The sequence below is a fragment of the Proteus sp. G4415 genome, assembly GCF_963896075.1.
Lineage (GTDB): Bacteria > Pseudomonadota > Gammaproteobacteria > Enterobacterales > Enterobacteriaceae > Proteus > Proteus mirabilis.
The window spans coordinates 33565-54183 of record NZ_CAWQOK010000070.1; the positions used below are offsets into that span (position 1 = coordinate 33565).

The 20619-nt window shown below is 40.4% G+C and carries 20 protein-coding genes; 15 read left to right on the top strand and 5 right to left on the bottom strand.

The window, feature by feature from the left end; translation table 11 throughout:
* Positions 1–4 precede the first annotated feature (4 nt).
* From AACU95_RS08645 to AACU95_RS08660, 4 genes are all read right to left on the bottom strand, one after another.
* Positions 5–508, bottom strand: a complete 504-nt coding sequence (locus AACU95_RS08645) for a protein disulfide oxidoreductase (RefSeq protein WP_004252236.1) — start codon at positions 506–508, stop codon at positions 5–7.
* Positions 508–1239, bottom strand: a complete 732-nt coding sequence (locus AACU95_RS08650; protein ID WP_004246037.1) for a DsbA family protein — start codon at positions 1237–1239, stop codon at positions 508–510. Before AACU95_RS08650 ends, AACU95_RS08645 begins: the two co-directional genes overlap by 1 nt.
* Positions 1239–3275 (bottom strand): protein-disulfide reductase DsbD family protein, encoded by a 2037-nt coding sequence (locus AACU95_RS08655; protein ID WP_110229828.1) that lies wholly within the window; start codon positions 3273–3275, stop codon positions 1239–1241. The genes AACU95_RS08650 and AACU95_RS08655 overlap by 1 nt, the downstream gene beginning before the upstream one ends.
* Positions 3276–3355: 80 nt before the next feature.
* Positions 3356–3745: a metal resistance protein gene (locus tag AACU95_RS08660; protein ID WP_181407163.1), complete on the bottom strand. Its 390-nt coding sequence runs from the start codon at positions 3743–3745 to the stop codon at positions 3356–3358.
* 356 nt (positions 3746–4101) lie between these two features.
* On the opposite strand from AACU95_RS08660, the gene AACU95_RS08665 reads away from it, so the two are divergent.
* The 8 genes from AACU95_RS08665 (at position 4102) to nadD (ending at position 12452) form a co-directional block, all read left to right on the top strand.
* A complete protein-coding gene (locus AACU95_RS08665) occupies positions 4102–4995 on the top strand; it encodes an amino acid ABC transporter substrate-binding protein (protein ID WP_161737236.1) in 894 nt (297 codons plus the stop codon).
* Between the two features lie 118 nt (positions 4996–5113).
* A complete protein-coding gene (locus tag AACU95_RS08670; RefSeq protein WP_004247440.1) occupies positions 5114–5854 on the top strand; it encodes an amino acid ABC transporter permease in 741 nt (246 codons plus the stop codon).
* The gene (gene gltK / locus AACU95_RS08675) at positions 5854–6528 is read left to right on the top strand and encodes a glutamate/aspartate ABC transporter permease GltK (RefSeq protein ID WP_004246042.1); all 675 of its coding nucleotides are present in this window, start codon (positions 5854–5856) and stop codon (positions 6526–6528) included. Before AACU95_RS08670 ends, gltK begins: the two co-directional genes overlap by 1 nt.
* Complete coding sequence (locus AACU95_RS08680; protein ID WP_004246043.1) at positions 6529–7254, top strand: amino acid ABC transporter ATP-binding protein; 726 nt, start codon at positions 6529–6531, stop codon at positions 7252–7254.
* 359 nt (positions 7255–7613) lie between these two features.
* On the top strand, positions 7614–10196 hold the full coding sequence (gene leuS, locus AACU95_RS08685; protein ID WP_004247439.1) for a leucine--tRNA ligase: 2583 nt from the start codon (positions 7614–7616) through the stop codon (positions 10194–10196).
* Between the two features lie 12 nt (positions 10197–10208).
* Positions 10209–10757 (top strand): LPS assembly lipoprotein LptE, encoded by a 549-nt coding sequence (gene lptE, locus AACU95_RS08690; RefSeq protein WP_004246045.1) that lies wholly within the window; start codon positions 10209–10211, stop codon positions 10755–10757.
* Positions 10754–11788 (top strand): DNA polymerase III subunit delta, encoded by a 1035-nt coding sequence (holA, locus tag AACU95_RS08695; protein WP_017628838.1) that lies wholly within the window; start codon positions 10754–10756, stop codon positions 11786–11788. The genes lptE and holA overlap by 4 nt, the downstream gene beginning before the upstream one ends.
* On the top strand, positions 11781–12452 hold the full coding sequence (gene nadD / locus AACU95_RS08700; RefSeq protein ID WP_004252240.1) for a nicotinate-nucleotide adenylyltransferase: 672 nt from the start codon (positions 11781–11783) through the stop codon (positions 12450–12452). The genes holA and nadD overlap by 8 nt, the downstream gene beginning before the upstream one ends.
* A 13-nt stretch (positions 12453–12465) precedes the next feature.
* Here nadD and AACU95_RS08705 read toward each other — a convergent pair whose 3' ends face one another.
* Positions 12466–13221, bottom strand: coding sequence for a YbgA family protein (locus AACU95_RS08705; RefSeq protein ID WP_004246048.1), 756 nt, complete (start codon positions 13219–13221; stop codon positions 12466–12468).
* A 390-nt stretch (positions 13222–13611) separates the two neighbouring features.
* Here AACU95_RS08705 and rsfS point away from each other — a divergent pair, with 390 nt between their 5' ends.
* The 7 genes from rsfS (at position 13612) to ybeD (ending at position 20255) form a co-directional block, all read left to right on the top strand.
* Positions 13612–13938 carry a ribosome silencing factor gene (rsfS, locus tag AACU95_RS08710; protein WP_004246049.1) on the top strand — a complete coding sequence of 109 codons (327 nt, stop codon included), beginning with the start codon at positions 13612–13614 and terminating at the stop codon, positions 13936–13938.
* Between the two features lie 2 nt (positions 13939–13940).
* Positions 13941–14411, top strand: coding sequence for a 23S rRNA (pseudouridine(1915)-N(3))-methyltransferase RlmH (rlmH, locus tag AACU95_RS08715; protein WP_004246050.1), 471 nt, complete (start codon positions 13941–13943; stop codon positions 14409–14411).
* Positions 14412–14448: 37 nt separating this feature from the next.
* Entirely contained in the window at positions 14449–16344 is a 1896-nt protein-coding gene (mrdA, locus tag AACU95_RS08720; RefSeq protein WP_049217381.1) for a peptidoglycan DD-transpeptidase MrdA, read from the top strand.
* 4 nt (positions 16345–16348) lie between these two features.
* Positions 16349–17461, top strand: a complete 1113-nt coding sequence (gene mrdB, locus AACU95_RS08725; protein WP_004246052.1) for a peptidoglycan glycosyltransferase MrdB — start codon at positions 16349–16351, stop codon at positions 17459–17461.
* Positions 17462–17471: 10 nt separating this feature from the next.
* Positions 17472–18455: an endolytic peptidoglycan transglycosylase RlpA gene (gene rlpA / locus AACU95_RS08730; protein WP_161737237.1), complete on the top strand. Its 984-nt coding sequence runs from the start codon at positions 17472–17474 to the stop codon at positions 18453–18455.
* A gap of 126 nt (positions 18456–18581) precedes the next feature.
* A complete protein-coding gene (dacA, locus tag AACU95_RS08735; protein ID WP_004246054.1) occupies positions 18582–19793 on the top strand; it encodes a D-alanyl-D-alanine carboxypeptidase DacA in 1212 nt (403 codons plus the stop codon).
* A gap of 198 nt (positions 19794–19991) precedes the next feature.
* Positions 19992–20255 (top strand): DUF493 family protein YbeD, encoded by a 264-nt coding sequence (gene ybeD / locus AACU95_RS08740; protein WP_026090527.1) that lies wholly within the window; start codon positions 19992–19994, stop codon positions 20253–20255.
* Positions 20256–20619 lie beyond the last annotated feature (364 nt).

The window sequence follows — 20619 nt, forward strand, 5'->3', positions numbered from 1 at the left end:
CAAGTTAAATTGAAGCCCACCATAACCTAAGTTTTAATCCCCAAGAGGATGTCCAGCCACTTGTAAAGTGCACCATTTCACCTTTATAGAGAATAACAAAAGAAGGTGTAGCACTTATCCCCCAACGTTGAGAAATAGCCCCTCTATCATCATTAATAACCGGAAAAACTAGTTGCTTGGAGTTAATGCCACGTATTATTTTGGCATCATCACCAGAGCGGATAACTACAGACGTAACATTATAACCCTGTTGTGCTAAATCATTTACCGTCGGTGTAGTTAACTTACAAATGCCACACCAACTCGCCCAAAAATAGATCAGTAATGGTTTCTCTTGGCTAAGGGCAATCAATGAGACTGGTTTATCATCAACTGTATAAAGCGTAGATAAATCAGTAAGTTCTGGTGGCGTTGGTTGACGCCACCAGTCCATAGCAAATGAAATAGCCACAAAAATAAGGGCGAGAATAATTAATTCTTTACCCCATTTTCGTAAACGATTTGCCATTATTTTTTCACTTTCGCCAGTTGTTCTTTCACAATAATTTCTAACTGATCATAATCAACAGCACCCGGTAAAATAGTATCACCAATTACCGTCGCTGGCGTACCTTGAATACCCAGTTTACGAGAAAGCTCTAAGTTATTTTGCAACGTTTTTAAGCTGTCATCAGTTAACTTAATTTTGCTAGTATTAGTGCTCTTCATTGCATCTTCAATACTTGCATTATCTAGCATCGTTTTCTTCTGCATCAAACGTTGATGAAGTGCTAAGAATGCTTTTGGATCTTCTTTCCAGACAGAAAGCACCGCCTGAGAGGCTTTAGCAGAGCTTTCGCCTTTAAATGGTAATGGTTTAATGATAACCGCCACATCAGGATATTGTTCAGTGATCTTTTCTAATAATGGGTCAAAGCGTTTGCAATACGGGCAGTTATAATCAGTGAACGACACTAACACTAACTTAGCATCTTTAGCGCCAATACGTGGACTTGCCGCATCGTTGTATAATGCATCATGTTCAGAGGCCAATGCTTGACGGAACTGTGCTTGTTGCTCATCTGCCTTCTTAGTTTGCAATGCCATGATAGCTTCTTCCAAAATCTCAGGATTACTCACTAAAGTATCACGAACTAATGCACGTACTTCTTTTTCTTGAGCTGCATTCAAGGCAGCGGCTTGAACATTTGCACCAAAAAGTAACGAAGAGATAACCAGTGCAGAAAGTGTTTTTTTCATTATTGGGCTCCTTTAGCCTCTGAAAGAATAGTTAACATTAGATCTTTATTTAAAAGAGGCGGTAGGATCTCCCCCTCCTTGTTACATGGTCCATAAATCTGGTTAAACGGCACGGCGACTTGACCGCGCTGTTTTAAAAATTGGGTGATCTGTTCTGACGGTTTCGTCCAATCCCCTCTTAATGCGACAACATCAGGCTCTGAAAGTGCCTTTTGCACATCATCGCGTAATAATACATTGTATTTATTTGCTTTGCAGGTAACACACCAATCTGCGGTAACATCAATAAACACCCGTTTATTTTCAGCTAACGCTTGATGAATAGCCTCTTCTGAGAGTGGTTGCCAATTCACATGATCTTGCCCCGCCAAGGTCTGAGTATCAGGCTGAGCAATAAATAGATAGCTTGTACCACCTAAAATAAGGGTGATCACCATTGAAGCAAATAGCGTTTTTTTGCCGTAATGTTTAGCAATAGCAAAAAGCAAGATCAGGGCGATAGCCACAAAAATAGCCGCAACAATGCCAATACCAAAATGGGGGATCAATAAAGTGATCAGCCAAATACAAGATAGCAACATCATAAAGCCTAAAACAACTCTTAGGCGATTCATCCATTTACCGGGTTTTGGCAACACTTTGGCAATTGATGGAAACATAGCAACCATGATCCATGGTAAACTCATTCCAAGACCTAATGCGGTGAAAATTAACCATAACTCACTTAATGGTGCTATCAATGCATAAGCAACCGCAGTCCCCAAGAATGGGGCAGAACACGGTGTGGCAAGCAATGTAGCAAAAGCCCCTTCCCAGAAATGTCGACTATAACCTTGGCCTCCTGCTGTCGCTATTTTGGTATTCATATTACTTGATAAACGTAATTCAAATAGGCCAAATAAATTAGCGGTAAAAATAGCCGTGATCAGCACCATAAAGCCGATAAACCAAGGGCTTTGAAACTGTATGCCCCAACCTATTGCTTCTTGGCTGTAGCGTAATACGGTCATAAACAGCGCTAAGGCCCAGAATGACACTAAAATTCCCACAACAGAAACAGAAAACTGTTTACGAATAGCCCCTGTATCACGTTTTTCGATATGAAGAATTGAGCCCAATTTCATCGCCAAAACAGGTAACACACAAGGCATTAAATTAAGAATTAGGCCCCCTAACAGCGCAAAGGATAAAATACTCCATAATCCTACCCCCGAGTCAGCAGTAGGCAGAGATACGCTATCGCCTTGGCCTATAGTGTCATTGACTTGACGTGAATAGCCATCGTCAGTCACAACAAAGGAGAGTGGTTTTCCTACAATGTCACCCGCAGCGTCTCCCCAATCATCGGTTACATCGACAGTAACAGATAAATGATCACCTTTTGCTGTTAACTGTGGAATGCCATATAGCATTCCTTGTGGTGGATCGAGATAAATATTAGGTTGATGCCAATCACCTTGTTCTCGTTGTAATGAGAGGGTTAATTGACTATTTCGATAATCAGATGAAACAGCAGAAATTAATCCACTTGTCACTGGTACTTTGGCCATGGCTTGATTATATTGCCATTCAAAGTCAGCGGGAGCAGGCTCGTTTAAATCCAGATTTAATGAGTAATCAGTTAAAATACAGACATTACTACAGGTTGAAAGTGTTAATACCCCATTTAAGTTATCGCTATCGACAGATTTTAGTTCAATGGGGAAGACGACTTCTTTATCGTAACCTTGGGTATGAATACCTGCGACATCAAAAGCGGAAGGTGATGGCCAATGCCATATCATATCAGACACAGATTGCGTCCAATTAATTTCAGGTGCTACGCCACCTTCTCCGGGAGAGCGCCAATATGTTTTCCAGCCCGGCGCTAATTGCACCTCAAGCAATATTTTAACATCGCCTGTCGATGACTTGTCAGCCGTAGCCCTAACCTGAGCATGATCATTGTCTGGCATAGTTAGCCAACCTGTATCGGCGGCTAATGAAGATAATGAAAATAGCATCAACATCAATGCTATTAAAAAAGAACGAACCATAGCAACTCCCTAAAAAATCCACTAACGCTACACATAAAACAACGCCTCAATATAAGACGTATTATTGAGTTAAAGCGCTACTAATCCCTTAGAATACAGTAATGAAGGTGAAGCCTTATTCGTGGCGGTGGGTGATGTTGTTTTTTCTGGCTACGTTGACGAGAAACATAAATGGCAGCCATACCAAATAAAAGTAATACCGCCCAAGTATAAAAAAGCGGTTCAATCGCTAAAGGAGGAATCGATAAGAGTGATTTAGCACTTAATTCGCAGGTTGAAAGTGAATATTTCCCTTCACTTGCATTTTGTTGCTCTGCAATTGGCGTCAAGAATGAGGACTGTGTTTGCGAAACAGCAGATGCTAAGCGCTCACTAATCACATGAGCCCCCATAGAGCGCTGAACAATACAACACAAGATCAGCAATACTGTTATCAACACTAGCCAGCGACCTGACCGCCAATTATGCATAGATTTCCTCATTTGTTGACCTGCTATCTTAACGGTAATCTACAGACAAACAACTCCTTAAGATAAACTTTACAAATTCTTTTCTTTTTTAGATTAACGCCTTTTTCTTCTTTGTTCTTTTTAACCTTTAACTTCTCATGGTTATTACTATAATAATTTTAAATATTGAAAATCACTTCCAAAAAACATTGAACAATTTTTTATTTCATCCTTTTATTGAGAGATAGCTCTCGTATTTGGAATATGGCACTTCCCAACCGTATGTTATTTGTTCTATTTATTAACATTATCAAAACAAATTAAAACAAAAAAGTAACACAAAGCAACACATCAATATCACCACGACAGGAGTTATTATGCGCATGCGTAAACTAGCATTATCATTAATGATTTTAGGGGCTGCAGGAGCTGTGCAAGCAGAAGAACTCACTGGTACCTTAAAAAAAATCAACGATAACGATATTATTATTGTTGGTCATCGTGAATCCTCTGTCCCTTTTTCATACTACGATAATCAACAAAAAGTGGTCGGATACTCTCAAGACTATTCCAACCTGATTGTTGAGGCAGTAAAAGAAAAATTAGGCAAACCTAACCTACAAGTTCGTCTTATCCCTATCACTTCTCAGAATCGAATTCCACTATTACAAAATGGTACATTTGACTTTGAGTGTGGCTCAACGACCAATAATCTCGCTCGCCAACAACAAGCTGATTTCTCAAATACTATTTTTATTGTTGGTACACGTTTACTTGCGAAAAAAGACAGTGGAATTAAAGATTTTGCTGATCTTGCGGGCAAAAATGTGGTTGTTACGTCAGGCACCACATCTGAAATATTACTCAACAAGCTCAATGATGAGAAAAAAATGAATATGCGCATTATTAGCGCAAAAGATCATGGCGACTCATTCCGTACACTTGAATCAGGGCGTGCCGTTGCTTTTATGATGGATGACGCCTTATTAGCGGGTGAACGTGCTAAAGCGAAAAAACCTGCGTTATGGGAGATTGTGGGAACACCTCAATCGGAAGAAGCTTATGGCTGTATGTTACGCAAAGGTGATACACAATTTAAGTCGTTAATTGATGAAACCATTGCTAATGCGCAAAAATCTGGCGCAGCAGAAAAATCGTTCAATCGTTGGTTTAATGCCCCAATTCCACCGAAAAACCTCAATTTAGAATTCACTATCTCGGATGAAATGAAAGCACTCTTTGCATCACCAAATGATAAAGCATTGAACTAACAATGCATATAAGTAATTGATGCAAAATTAATAATTATAAAGTATCTGTTGGACAGACAGATCAGTGAAGTTTGGGGCAGCCGTTCCCTGCCCCATTTTTTTCACCGGAGGTGAAATCATGTCGATTGATTGGGATTGGGGGATATTCTTCCAAGAAGCCCCTTTTGGAAATACCACTTACTTAGGTTGGCTTATTTCAGGCTTTCAAGTTACTGTCGCTTTATCTCTTTGTGCTTGGATCATCGCTTTTATTGTCGGCTCTTTTTTTGGTATTTTACGAACCGTACCTAATCGCTTGCTCTCTAGTTTAGGGGCTATCTATGTTGAACTATTTCGTAACGTCCCCCTGATTGTACAATTCTTCACATGGTATTTAGTGATCCCTGAACTCTTACCACAAGCTATTGGTGATTGGTTCAAAATGGACTTAACGCCGAATATCCAATTCTTTGTCTCTTCAGCACTCTGTTTAGGTTTGTTTACCGCAGCGCGCATGTGTGAACAGGTGCGGGCGGCAATCAATTCATTACCAAGAGGACAAAAAGCAGCAGGCTTAGCACTAGGCTTAACACTGCCACAAACCTACCGCTATGTTTTATTACCTAATGCTTATCGCGTCATTATTCCGCCAATGACCTCTGAAATGCTGAACTTAGTCAAAAACTCTGCAATCGCCTCAACGATTGGCCTGATTGATATGGCTGCGCAAGCGAATAAATTATTAGATTATTCAGCTAAAGCTTATGAATCCTTTACCGCTATCACGCTAGCCTATGTCTTTATTAACGTCATTATTATGTTGATTATGCACTGGTTAGAAAAACGGGTGCGTTTACCTGGCACAGCAGGAGGTCAATAATGTACGAGTTTGACTGGAGTTCTGTTGTTCCTAGCCTACCTTTTTTAATGGATGGCATGGTCATTACCTTAAAAATTACCATAACAGCAATTGTTATCGGTATTTTATGGGGAACAATACTTGCAGTGATGCGCTTATCTACTTTTAAGCCCATCAGTTGGTTTGCGGCCGCTTACGTTAATACCTTTCGTTCTATTCCTTTAGTGATGGTATTACTGTGGTTCTATTTAATTGTGCCTAACATATTACAAAATGTTCTAGGCCTTTCACCAAAAAGTGATATCCGTTTAATTTCAGCAATGGTAGCGTTCTCTCTATTTGAAGCTGCTTATTACTCTGAAATCATCAGAGCAGGTATACAAAGCATCAGTAAAGGCCAGTTTTCAGCATCCTTAGCTTTAGGAATGACAAAATCACAAACGATGCGTTTAGTGATTTTACCTCAAGCATTTCGTGCCATGATCCCTTTATTGCTCACACAAGGTATCGTTTTATTTCAAGATACCTCACTCGTGTATGTATTAAGTCTGACCGACTTTTTCCGAACAGCGGCAAATATTGGTGAGCGTGATGGCACACAGGTTGAAATGATCCTTTTTGCTGGTTTTGTCTACTTTATAATTAGTTTCTCCGCTTCAATGTTAGTGAACTTTCTTAAAAAAAGGACTACTTAGATGATTTCCCTAAAAGATGTATCCAAATGGTATGGTCAGTTTCAAGTACTGACAGATTGTTCCACTGAAGTGAAAAAGGGGGAAGTTGTTGTTGTCTGTGGACCTTCAGGATCAGGTAAATCGACGCTTATCAAAACCGTTAATGGTTTAGAGCCTATACAACAAGGTGAAATCCTAGTAAATGATATAAAAGTCAATGATAAACGAACTGATTTAGCTAAGTTACGAGCCAAAGTTGGTATGGTGTTTCAACACTTTGAATTATTTCCTCACCTTTCCATTATTGAAAATCTTACACTAGCGCAAGTGAAAGTCCTTAATAGAGAGAAAGGTGCAGCAAAAGAGAAAGGGCTAAAATTATTAGAGCGCGTAGGCTTAGCCAACCACGCTAATAAATACCCTGCTCAACTTTCTGGTGGTCAACAACAACGCGTTGCTATTGCTCGTGCTTTATGTATGGATCCTATTGCGATGCTATTTGATGAACCCACATCCGCACTTGATCCTGAAATGATTAATGAAGTTCTTGATGTTATGGTTGAGCTGGCTAATGAAGGCATGACCATGATGGTGGTTACACACGAAATGGGCTTTGCTAAAAAAGTTGCTGACCGTATTATTTTTATGGATGAAGGTCGTATTGTCGAAGATAGCCCGAAAAATGACTTCTTTGATAATCCTAAATCAGAAAGGGCTAAAGATTTCCTAGCTAAAATCTTACATTAATCTTCAATTTTCTTTTTCATCCCACTCACTTTTCCCCTTTGCTGGCATGAATTATTACATGCCAGCAAAATATCGCTAAAAATAATCATCAACCTTTGATGACGCAACACAGTAGCAATTAATTCATTTTTATTGCAATAATTAGGCTAAACGCTTGAAAATCTCGCATTTATCATTAACAAAAAAATGCTGTTTTCGCGCTATCTCGCCATTGTGGCAAAAAAGTTATGCAAACAATGGCTTTCCTTGAGATCAATAGTTGTGGCTATTAGACAAAATCAGCTATGCTATGCAAGTCTTAATTCATCATAGCGGTTACCCTTCGGTAGCCATTAATTCACCATAGGATTATCGGTGCCATGCAAGAACAATATCGTCCCGAAGATATAGAGCAAACTATCCAGGAACACTGGGAAAAGAACAATACATTTAAAGTGACAGAAGATAATAACAAAGAAAAATATTACTGCCTGTCAATGCTACCTTATCCTTCTGGTCGACTACACATGGGACACGTCCGTAACTACACCATTGGTGACGTGATTTCCCGTTATCAACGTATGTTGGGTAAAAACGTCTTACAACCTATTGGTTGGGATGCGTTTGGTTTACCCGCAGAAGGTGCTGCCGTAAAAAATAACACCGCACCTGCACCGTGGACTTATGAAAATATCAATTATATGAAAGGCCAGTTAAAAAAACTGGGCTTTGGTTATGATTGGGATCGTGAAGTCACCACCTGTACACCAGAATATTATCGTTGGGAACAGTGGTTTTTCACTAAGCTGTATGAAAAAGGTTTAGTGTATAAAAAAACCTCTGCTGTAAACTGGTGCCCACACGACTTAACCGTACTGGCTAACGAACAAGTCATCGATGGTTGTTGCTGGCGTTGCGACACCCCTGTCGAGCGCAAAGAAATTCCACAGTGGTTTATTAAAATCACCGATTATGCTGAAGAGCTGTTAAACGACTTAGATACGTTAGATGAATGGCCAGAACAAGTTAAAACCATGCAACGTAACTGGATTGGCCGGTCTGAAGGTGTTGAAATTACCTTTGATGTCGCAGATAGCGACGATACTATGACCGTATATACCACACGTCCAGATACCTTTATGGGGGTCACTTATGTTGCTGTGGCCGCCGGTCATCCATTAGCTCAAAAAGCCGCTCAAAATAATCCTGAAATTCAGCACTTCATTGATGAATGCCGTAACATGAAGATGGCAGAAGCTGAAATGGCAACCATGGAGAAAAAAGGTATTGCTACAGGTCTGTATGCTATTCATCCATTAACCCAAGAGAAAGTCGCTATTTGGGTAGCTAACTTTGTCTTAATGGAATACGGTACAGGTGCGGTTATGGCCGTTCCAGGTCACGATGAACGCGACTGGGAATTTGCCACTAAATATGGTTTGCCGATTAAAGCGGTTATTGCTGATGCAGAAGGTAACCAACCTGACTTATCAACAGGCGCTCTGACTGAGAAAAATAGCCTAATTAACTCTGGTGAATTCTCAGGACTTGATAACCAAGCTGGTTTTAATGCTATTGCAGATAAACTTACTGCAATGGGTGTGGGTGAACGTAAAGTGAATTACCGTTTACGTGACTGGGGGGTTTCTCGTCAACGTTATTGGGGTGCGCCAATTCCAATGGCAACCTTAGAAGATGGTAGCGTTGTTCCAGTTCCTGATGACCAATTACCGGTTATTTTACCAGAAGATGTGAAAATGGACGGCATTACCAGTCCAATTAAAGCCGATCCTGAGTGGGCTAAAACAACGATTAATGGTCAACCTGCGCTACGTGAAACAGATACTTTTGATACCTTTATGGAATCTTCTTGGTATTACGCACGTTATACCTGCCCTGATTACGACAAGGGAATGTTAGATCCAAAAGCTGCTAACTATTGGTTACCGGTTGACTGGTACATTGGTGGTATTGAACACGCTATCATGCACCTGATGTATTTCCGTTTCTTCCATAAATTGATGCGTGATGCTGGTTTAGTTAATTCTGATGAACCTGCTAAACGCTTACTGTGCCAAGGCATGGTATTAGCAGATGCATTTTATTATACCGGTGAAGATGGCGCTCGCCATTGGGTCTCTCCTGCAGAAGCGATTGTTGAACGCGATGAAAAAAATCGCATCATCAAAGCAACTGACAGTGCAGGCCATGAACTGACTTACGCTGGTATGAGCAAAATGTCTAAATCAAAAAATAACGGCATCGACCCACAAACCATGGTTGAGCGTTATGGTGCTGATACCGTACGTCTATTTATGATGTTTGCTGCACCACCAGAATTAACACTTGAGTGGCAAGAATCAAGTGTTGAAGGTGCGAACCGTTTCTTACGTCGTTTATGGCGTTTAGTTCATGAGCATACCGAAAAAGGAACGACTCAATCACTTGATTTGGCAACATTAACCACAGAGCAAAAAGACTTACGTCGCGATTTACACAAAACTATCGCCAAAGTTTCTGATGATGTAGGTCGTCGCTTAGCATTCAATACGGCTATTGCTGCAATTATGGAGTTAATGAATAAATTAACACGTGCACCACAAGAGACTGAGCAAGATCGTGCTTTAATGCAAGAAGCATTAGAAGCAGTGGTACGTATGCTTTCTCCTATCATTCCACATGCTTGTTTTGTCATGTGGCAAGCGTTAGGTGGTAAAGAGGATATTGATGTTGCACCATGGCCTGTTGCTGATGAAGAAGCGATGGTCGATGACACGAAACTTATTATTGTTCAAGTTAATGGTAAAGTACGTGGTCGTATCACTGTTCCTGCTAATTCAGAAAAAGATTATGTTCAGGAAATGGCAACAAAAGAGTACAGTGTTGCTAAATATTTAGAAAATGTCACCGTACGTAAAGTGATTTATGTACCGGGCAAATTACTGAACATCGTTGTTGGCTGATAAGGAGGCTTAGTGCGATATCTATTTTCGCTGTTTTTTGCGTTAGCGGTGTTGGTCACCGCTGGCTGCGGTTTTCACCTACAAGGTAAAACCCAAGTTCCAGCTGAATTAAAAACGCTTTACCTAAGCTCTGGTGACCCATACGGGCCACTATCTCGTGTAATGCGTCAACAATTGAGATTAAGTGGAGTTCAACTGGTTGAAACGCCAAAAGCAGATATTCCTGTTCTCAAAATTGTTGGATCTTCAGAAAATAAAGAGACTGTCTCTGTGTATCAAGACGGTAAATCGGCTGAACGTCAGCTCACTTTTGTCCTAGATGCACAAGTGATTATGCCTGATGGAACCATCTACCCTATTTCATCACAGGTTTCACGTCCATTCTTTGATAACCCATTAGAAGCATTAGCTAAAGATGCCGAAAATGATATTATCAAACAGGAAATGCGTGAACAGGCTACCGCTATCTTAGTACGTAAATTATTGGTGGTTCACAATGCTGAACGCCAAAAAGCGTCAGAGGCAGCTAAAGCGAAACAGATAATCTCACCAGCCAAATGATCCGCCTTTATCCAGAACAACTTAATGCGCAACTCCAAGAGGGGTTGCGCCAAAGTTACCTACTTTGGGGTAATGAACCGCTATTACTCCAAGAATCTCAAGATGCCATTCAAACGGTGGCAAAATCACAAGGCTTTACGGAACATTATCAATTTACCCTTGATAACAGCACTGATTGGAATGAAATATATTCACTCTGCCAGTCACTGAGTCTTTTTTCACAAAAGCAATCTATCTTACTCCATCTTCCTGAAAATGGTCCTAATGCGGCAATGTCAGAAAAGCTCTTACGCTTATCTCACGAATTGCATGAAGATCTCTTGTTAATTTTACGTGGACATAAATTAACCAAGGCACAGGAAAATAGCGAATGGTTTAAAACACTCAGCCAGCAAGGTATTTATGTGACTTGCTTAACCCCTGAGTTAGATAAATTACCAAATTGGGTAGCGAGACGCGCCAAGCAAAAAGGCCTTGAGCTTGATGAACAAGGTAATCAATTACTGTGTTACTGCTATGAAGGAAATTTACTCGCTTTAGCTCAAGCAATTGAACGCCTCTGTTTGCTCTATCCTGATGGTAAATTAACCCTGCCAAGAGTTGAAGCGGCTGTCAATGATGCCTCTCATTTTACTGCTTATCATTGGATTGATGCATTATTAGCAGGTAAAACCCAACGGGCATGGCATATCTTGCAGCAACTAAAAAGAGAGGATATTGAACCCGTTATTCTGCTTAGAACATTGCAACGCGAATTAATGCAATTAATTACCTTACATCGTAGCGCTAAAACGGCCTCCTTAAAATCCGTTTTCGATCAACATCGGATATGGCAAAACCGACGTCCGATATTTACCGCCGCGTTACAACGTTTGTCAGAGCATCAATTACTCACTGCCATGCGATTACTTACCCAGATTGAAATAACCCTTAAACAGGATCACGGACAAAACGTTTGGCCTGAACTTCATGCCCTTGGCTTATTATTATGTGGAAAAGCATTACCGGAAGGATTTATTCGCCATGGCTAGCACCAATAATAACCCCCCTTTAATTCATCAAGCCATTGCTCTATATGGTGGTACTTTTGATCCGATCCATTATGGGCATTTACGTCCTGTAGAAGCCCTTTCTGGCTTGATAGGGCTAAAAGAAGTGATTTGGTTGCCTAATAATATTCCCCCTCATCGCCCCCAACCAGAAGCCTCTTCACAACAGCGATTAGCCATGGTGCGGCTCGCATTACAACCTTTTAGTGCTTTCAAAGTCGACACTCGAGAGTTAGAGAAACCGACTCCCTCTTATACCATTGAGACATTAAAAGCGTTTAGACAAGAAATTGGTGAGAAACAGCCATTAGCCTTTATTATTGGACAAGATTCATTACTTTCAATTGATACTTGGCATAAATGGGAAGAGTTGTTAGATGTGTGTCACTTATTGGTTTGCGCTCGCCCGGGTTACCAAACCACATTTACATCACCACAAATGCAAACCTGGCTTGAACAACATCAAACCAAACAGCAAGCAGATATTCACTGTTTACCCGCCGGGAAAATTTTTCTTGCTGATACTCCTTTATACAATATTTCAGCGACCGATATTAGGGCTAGACATAAAGCAGGATTAGATTGTCATGATCTTCTGCCTGAGTCTGTTGAAAACTATATCAAACAGCATCAGTTGTATCGATAACAGATCTTAGAGATTAAAATTGCGCTCTTAAGTCATCAAATACCGCTGGATAAGGTGAAAAATAGCGTTGAGAAAGTAGATAATTATCAGGATAAAACGCCAAGTAGTTTTTCAACCGTGACAAAGGAGCCGAAAGACTCGTTTTTCCTTGCCGATAAGATAAAATCTCTTGTGTTAACAACTGTTTTTGCTCTGCGCTAAGTGCTCGCTTAAAATATCCCGCCATATGCATTAATGCATTGGTATGCCCTTCTCGAGTTGCTGGTATTGACAGTGCTTTCATTAAGGCCTTTTGATACTGCTCGGCAAATTGTAACAGCGGTAGCGAATTAGGGATATTGGCCATATAACGCCCCAATTCTCGATAAGCGACTTGAGAATAAGCCATTAACAAATATTTATATCGACTATGAAATTGGATCAGTGCTTTTTTGCTCAACTTAGCATTTACCTGCTGTTGATAATCAATTAAGGCAAAAAACTGTGTCAGAAAATGTTCCAATCCACTAGGTTGAGAAAATTGTTCAAGGGTTAATTGTAACTCTCCTTCCCCCAAAATCTGCGTGAATAAGGTTGATGAATATTCCCCTTTCATTTTAACCCGACAAATCACTGCCTTATTTTGTCGTTTTTCATCATTATTTTGTTTAATTTCAATGCCTTCATAGCATAACAATTGACAAAATCGTTGCCAATCTGCCTGTAACAATGCGTTTTTGTTACTCGCTATTTCTGAAGTTTGCTCCAAATAATAATAATTTTCTTTCATTCGTCTGTTTCTCTTAGTCACTATCTCAACATTACACCGTATAATGATACAATCATTGACGTGATGATACCGTTATCAGGTATTTCACGAGCATTGACAGACATTGTTTTACTGTTATTCTCACCCTCGGTTCCTATTAAGGGAACTGTGGAGTAAAACTGTCGTCTAATTGGAAAGTTCTTATCTGCCGGCTTTTATTATTTATTATGGCGCAATAAATAGGCATATATGAATTTTTCTAAATCAAGCGTCGAATAGCAACCATACTTGATAGATGTTTTTGCTATCGACAACTGGAATAAATCATCGAGTAAAATAGATTTATTGGTATAAATTCCTTTAAAATAGCGCTTTGTTATTTTCTCGATTGAGTTAACTAAATAGAAAAAGGTGACCCTTTTGCAAGGCTCAGAATTACAGCAATTTATTATTGATAAACTTGAGGATTCTAAAGCTCAAGACATTATCGCATTAGATGTTCGTGGAAAATCAAGTGTCACTGATTACATGATCATCTGTACGGGAACTTCAAACAGACACTTAATGTCTGTCGCCGATAATCTGGTTGATGACTGTCGTGAAGCAGGATTACAACCTTTAGGCATCGAAGGACAAGGCGTTTCTGATTGGATTGTTGTTGACCTTGGTGAAGCCATGGTACACGTAATGCAAGAAGACAGTCGCCGTATGTACGAACTCGAAAAACTCTGGAGCTGAGTTTGAAATTACAGCTCATCGCCGTTGGTACAAAAATGCCGGACTGGATCCAGACCGGCTTTATGGATTATCTTAACCGCTTTCCCAAAGATATGCCCTTAGAACTCATCGAGATCCCCGCGGGTAAACGAGGGAAAAATGCTGATATTAAGCGTATTCTCGAAAAAGAAGGCGAACAGATGTTAGCAGCGGTAGGTAAAGGAAATCGTATCGTCACCCTTGATATTCCTGGCGCCCGTTGGGATACCCCAAAACTTGCCGAGCAACTCGATCGCTGGAAGTTAGATGGAAGAAATGTCAGCTTATTAATTGGTGGCCCTGAAGGTTTAGCCCCCGCTTGTAAAGCAGCTGCAGAACAAAGTTGGTCTTTATCTCCATTAACTATGCCACATCCGCTAGTACGTGTAGTGGTAGCAGAAAGCCTTTACCGTGCATGGAGTATTACCACAAACCATCCTTATCATCGGGAATAATAAATTGGCGGGTAAGTAAGTGAAATCAACTAATGGGATGAAGAAAAGAAAACGCACCCCGTTTCGAGATTATACAGCGGAGTCAAAACTCTTTATCCGCCGTGTTATTGTCGCATTTTCAGGGATCTTAGTTTTAACGGGCATCTTAGTTTTTAACTTGTATCACTTACAAGTCGCTCGCCACGATGATTATCAAACTCGCTCGAATGATAACCGGATCAAATTAGTTCCCATCCCACCGAGCCGAGGCATTATTTACGATCGTAATGGGGTTCCACTTGCCCTAAATCGTACTATCTATCAATTAGAAATCGTACCGGAGAAAGTGGCTAATATCCAAGAAACATTGGAGAGTTTACGAGAGGTCGTTGATTTAACTGACGACGATATTGCTGCATTTGAAAAAGAGCGAAAACGCTCTCGTCGTTTTAGTTCTATTCCGCTTAAAACGTCACTTGACCAAGTGCAAGTGGCACGTTTTGCCATTAATCAATATCGCTATCCCGGATTAGAAATCAAAGGCTATCAACGTCGCTATTACCCTTATGGTTCAGCCCTTACTCATGTTATTGGTTATGTTGCAAAAATTAATGATAAAGATGTAGAACGTCTTGAAAAAGAAGGGCTCTATCCTAATTACGCAGCAACCCGAGATATCGGTAAATTAGGTATTGAACGCTATTATGAATCTGTTTTGCATGGTAAAACCGGTTATGAAGAGGTCGAAGTTAATAGCCGTGGCCGTGTGATCCGCCAATTGCATGAGCAACCACCACAAGCCGGTAAAGATATCTACCTAACTATCGATCTTGAATTACAAACCTATATTGAAACGCTATTAACCACTAGCCGAGCGGCTGTGGTCGTCACAGATCCTCGTAACGGCGAGATATTAGCACTGGTTTCTAATCCAAGTTATGACCCTAACCTATTTGTTGGGGGAATATCTAATACAGACTATCAAGGCCTACTTAATAATCCCGATAGACCATTAATAAACCGGGCAACCCAAGGGCTATATCCTCCGGCATCAACGGTTAAACCCTTTATGTCTGTTGCAGCCCTAAGTGAAGGGGTTATTACTCCTAACACAACTATCCATGATCCGGGCTGGTGGCAACTGCCCGGCTCTGAAAAACGCTATCGTGACTGGAAACGTTGGGGTCATGGAAAACTCAATGTTACTAAATCCATTATTGAGTCAGCAGATACCTTCTTCTATCAAGTTGCCTATGATATGGGTATTGATCGTATTTCCACATGGATGTCCCGCTTTGGCTATGGTGAATACACGGGGATTGACCTGTCTGAAGAGCGTAATGGCATTATGCCAACCCGAGAATGGAAACAACAACGATATAAAAAACCTTGGTATCAAGGGGATACCATCCCTGTTGGTATAGGTCAAGGTTACTGGACGGCGACCCCAATCCAAATGTCAAAAGCGTTAATGACCTTAATTAACGATGGTCAGGTTAAAACCCCTCACTTACTTTATGGCACCAAGTTAGGTAATGAAATGCTACCTTACATGGATAAAGAGACACGCCAAATTGGCGATATCAACTCCGGTTATTGGGAGTTAGCGAAGTACGGTATGTATGGTGTTGCCAATCTACCCAATGGTACAGGGCGACGTAGCTTTGCTGATGCTCCTTATAAGATTGCTGCAAAATCAGGTACAGCACAGGTATTTAGTTATGAAACCTATAATGCTAGCCAATTAGCAGAACATCTTCGTGATCATAAATTAATGATTGCTTTTGCGCCTTATGAAAACCCTACCGTTGCCGTCTCTATAATTTTAGAAAATGGTGGTGCTGGCCCATCTGTTGGGGATATTACTCGCCAAATACTTGATCACATTATACTTGGAGACAACAACACCGAGTTGCCTATTTCCCCGCCTTCACCGCGAGGCTCAGAGGAATAACCCAATGACAGAAAATAACAAGAAAAAATCACTCTGGACGCGTTTACATATCGATCCATTCTTTATGCTCTGTATTATTGCCTTATTATGCTATAGCGCATTTATTATGTGGACAGCAAGTGGGCAAGATCCCGATATGATGGAACGCAAGCTGGGACAAATTGCTACGGGTTTTATCGTTATGATTATCATGGCGCAGATCCCTCCACGGGTGTATGAAAACTGGGCTCCTCACCTTTACGTATTTTGTGTTGTATTACTTATTTTTGTTGATGTCTTTGGGCAAATTAGTAAAGGTGCACAACGCTGGCTTGATTTAGGTATCATACGTTTTCAGCCTTCTGAAATTGCCAAAATTGCCGTTCCTCTAATGGTCGCTCGCTTTATGAACCGTGATGTTTGCCCGCCAACATTACGTAACACAGCAATAGCCTTAGTGTTGATCTTCGTTCCCACCCTTTTAGTGGCAGCACAACCTGATTTGGGTACCTCTATTTTAATTGCTGCTTCAGGAATTTTTGTTATCTTCCTTGCCGGTATGAGTTGGCGTTTGATTACTGTCGCAACACTATTAATTGCTGGATTTATTCCGATACTCTGGTTTTTCTTGATGCATGATTACCAACGAACACGGGTCATGATGTTACTTGATCCTGAAATTGACCCCTTAGGAGCCGGATATCACATTATCCAATCTAAAATTGCTATCGGTTCTGGTGGATTACATGGCAAAGGTTGGTTACAAGGGACTCAGTCTCAACTTGAATTTTTACCAGAGCGCCATACCGACTTTATTTTTGCCGTACTCGCAGAAGAATTAGGACTGATTGGTGTTTTAATCCTACTAACGCTCTATATACTCTTAATTGCTCGAGGTCTTTATCTCGCGACAAAAGCACAAAATACATTTGGCAGAGTCATGATTGGTGGATTAATGCTGATCTTCTTTGTTTATGTTTTCGTCAATATTGGTATGGTGAGTGGGATCCTCCCAGTAGTCGGCGTGCCATTACCACTGGTAAGCTATGGGGGATCGGCATTAATTGTACTAATGGCAGGATTTGGCATTGTTATGTCAATTCATACACACCGAAAACTATTATCAAAAAGTTTATAATGAGGTTTCTATGCGTTTGCAATGGGTTTTGATGGGTGTCAGTGCATTGCTACTTGCAGGATGTGTTGCTGATAAACCTGTGAATAATAATCAGCCAACCACAAGGTTGCCAAATGTACCTACACAACCCGTATTAGGTATAGAGCCTCGTTATGAGCCTTATCACCCGACTGCGAATCAAGATTATCGTAAAAATGGGGTAATTTATCGCATAGTCAAAGATCCGGCGAACTTTAGTGAACGAGGACAAGCGATTGTTTACGACAGCTTAGCAATGAGTCGCTTAACAACCATAGGTGAACGAGTCAACCCTTATGAGTTTGCTGCGGCACACCCAACATTGCCTATTCCAAGTTATGCGAAAATAACAAACTTAATCAATGGACGCACAATGATTGTGCGAATTAACGATCGTGGCCCTTACGTTGAAGGCAAACAAATACAGGTTACACCTGCTGTTTATAACAGTTTGCAGTTAATGCCAACAACCCCTATTCAAATTGAAGGTATTGTCGTTGATCAAAATGGCCAAATAAGTGGTATTGGTACTCAAGGTGCACAAATAGAGAAAAGAGCTACTACATTACCTGAGCGTCCTAACTTTAATACTCAGCCATCGACAATGGCTCCCCAACCCTCTGTAACAGCACCGTCTCCCATAACAGTGACTCAACCAGCTCCAGCTCCAGCTCCAGCTCCAGCTCCAGCTCCAGCTCCAGCTCCAGCTCCAGCTCCAGCTCCACAGCCAGTATCTTCATCTAGCGCAATAGCGCAAGGCTACTATGTACAAGTAGGTGCTTTAAGTAATCAAACTAATGCACAAACATGGTTATCTGAATTAACCAATGCTTTAAATACCCAAGGTGTCATTAATACAACTAATGGACTACATAAAGTGCAATTAGGCCCCTACTCATCAAAAACGCAAGCCGAAACAATAAAAAGTGCGTTGAAACAAAGTAAAAATATCGATGGGTTTATTGTTAGCCAATAAAGGGTAATAATTCGTAAAAACTCTTTTTCTAAAAGCAAATTCAGGCATAGAATCACCTGAGTTTGCTGATATTTTTCTTATCAACTTTTATTTATTTTCCCTGAATTTCCGGAACAGACAAACAGAATGAAACAGACACGCCCAGTGAAATTACTAAGAACACGTCTATTTAGTGCAACCTTTATATTATTAGCTATTAGCCATCATGCTATTGCTGATGACACATTAAAAACAATGATACCCGCTGTTCCTAATATCGAAGCCGAATCCTATATTCTTATCGACTATAATTCTGGGAAAGTCCTCGCGGAAAAAAACGCAGATGTCCGTCGTGATCCAGCCAGTTTAACCAAAATGATGACCAGTTATGTTATAGGTCAAGCCATTCGTGCAGGAAAAATATCGAACAACGATATTGTTCCTATTGGTGAAGAAGCATGGGCAACGGGCAACCCTGTATTTCGCGGCTCATCATTAATGTTTTTGAAACCCGGTGATAAAGTCACCGTTTCACAATTAACACGCGGTATCAATCTACAATCAGGTAATGATGCCTGTGTAGCAATGGCCTCTTATGTTGCGGGAAGCCAAGATACCTTTGTCACTATGATGAATGACTATGTTAAGCGTCTAGGTTTACAAAACACACAATTTCAAACTGTACATGGTTTAGATGCACCTGGGCAATACAGTAGTGCACGAGATATGGCATTGATTGGCGCCGCATTAATTCGTGATGTTCCAGAAGAATATGCCATTTATAAAGAAAAAGAGTTTACCTACAATAATATCCGTCAAACTAACCGTAATGGTTTACTTTGGGATACTAGCCTCAATGTTGATGGTATTAAAACAGGTCATACTGAAGCTGCGGGTTATAATCTTGTTGCCTCTGCAACAGAAGGAAATATGCGCTTGATTTCTGCTGTGATGGGGGGACACTCATCTAAAGGCCGTGATGCTGAAAGTAAAAAACTACTTACTTGGGGTTTTCGCTTCTTTGAAACGGTAAAACCGCTGCAAGTGGGTAAAGAATTTGCCGCTGAACCTATCTGGTATGGTGATACTGATAAAGTGCAATTAGGGGTTGATAAAGATGTTTATCTCACGATCCCCCGTGGCCGACTCAAAGATCTAAAGGCCAGTTATGTATTAGATAATGTTGAATTACATGCGCCAGTCAGTAAAAACCAAGTGGTTGGCACCATTAATTTCCAACTTGATGGGCAAGTCATTGAACAACGTCCACTTGTTGTTATGAATGAAGTGAAAGAAGGTGGCATTTTCAGCCGCTTGATTGATTACATCAAATTATTATTTTCACGTTGGTTTGGTTAAGGCTTGAAAAGGATAAATGTGTCCATATATAAAGATTATATCGATATTGGAATAAACACATTTACCCATTCTATATTTACCCTAACTATCAGTATCGCATTCCTCATCATAGGAGGAATGCGCTTTTTATTTGTGCTGATGAGGTGTAAAAGAGATTATTAAAACAACATCGCCTGTTGTCTTAAGGATTACATTATGATGAAAACAAAATTAAACGAACTATTAGAGTTCCCTTGCTCATTTACTTACAAAGTCATGGGTCATGCTAAACCCGAATTAGTTGACCAAGTCGTTGAAGTGATCCAGCGTCATGCACCCGGTGATTATACACCTTCAGTAAAACCAAGTAGCAAAGGTAACTATCACTCAGTCTCTGTGACTATCAACGCAACGCATATTGAACAAGTAGAAACCCTCTATAAAGAGTTAGGTGAATTAGAGCTTGTTCGCATGGTGTTATAATTGTTTTCTATTTGCCCCCTTACCCTATTAGGGGGCATTAGACGTACTTAAGAAGCAATATTACGCAGTATCTTCTCTTTATCTTTCTCTTTCTCTTTCACCTTACTTCTTATATTAATTCTTATTATTTCGTTATTGATTTGTCACCTAGATTTAGCAAGTCTCACTTAAATAAAAGCCTAATTGGGGTTAATCGCCAATTAAGCACTGCTTGGTTAATCACATCTATCTCCCCTTCCTCCCCTTCTCACTACGTCGTTTTTTTATCAATATTCCTTTATCAAACACAAACTGAAGCAATAATCTCATCTCATTCTGGTAGTTCATTTGTTGGAGCGTTATACTGCCTTTCACAATTACGCTA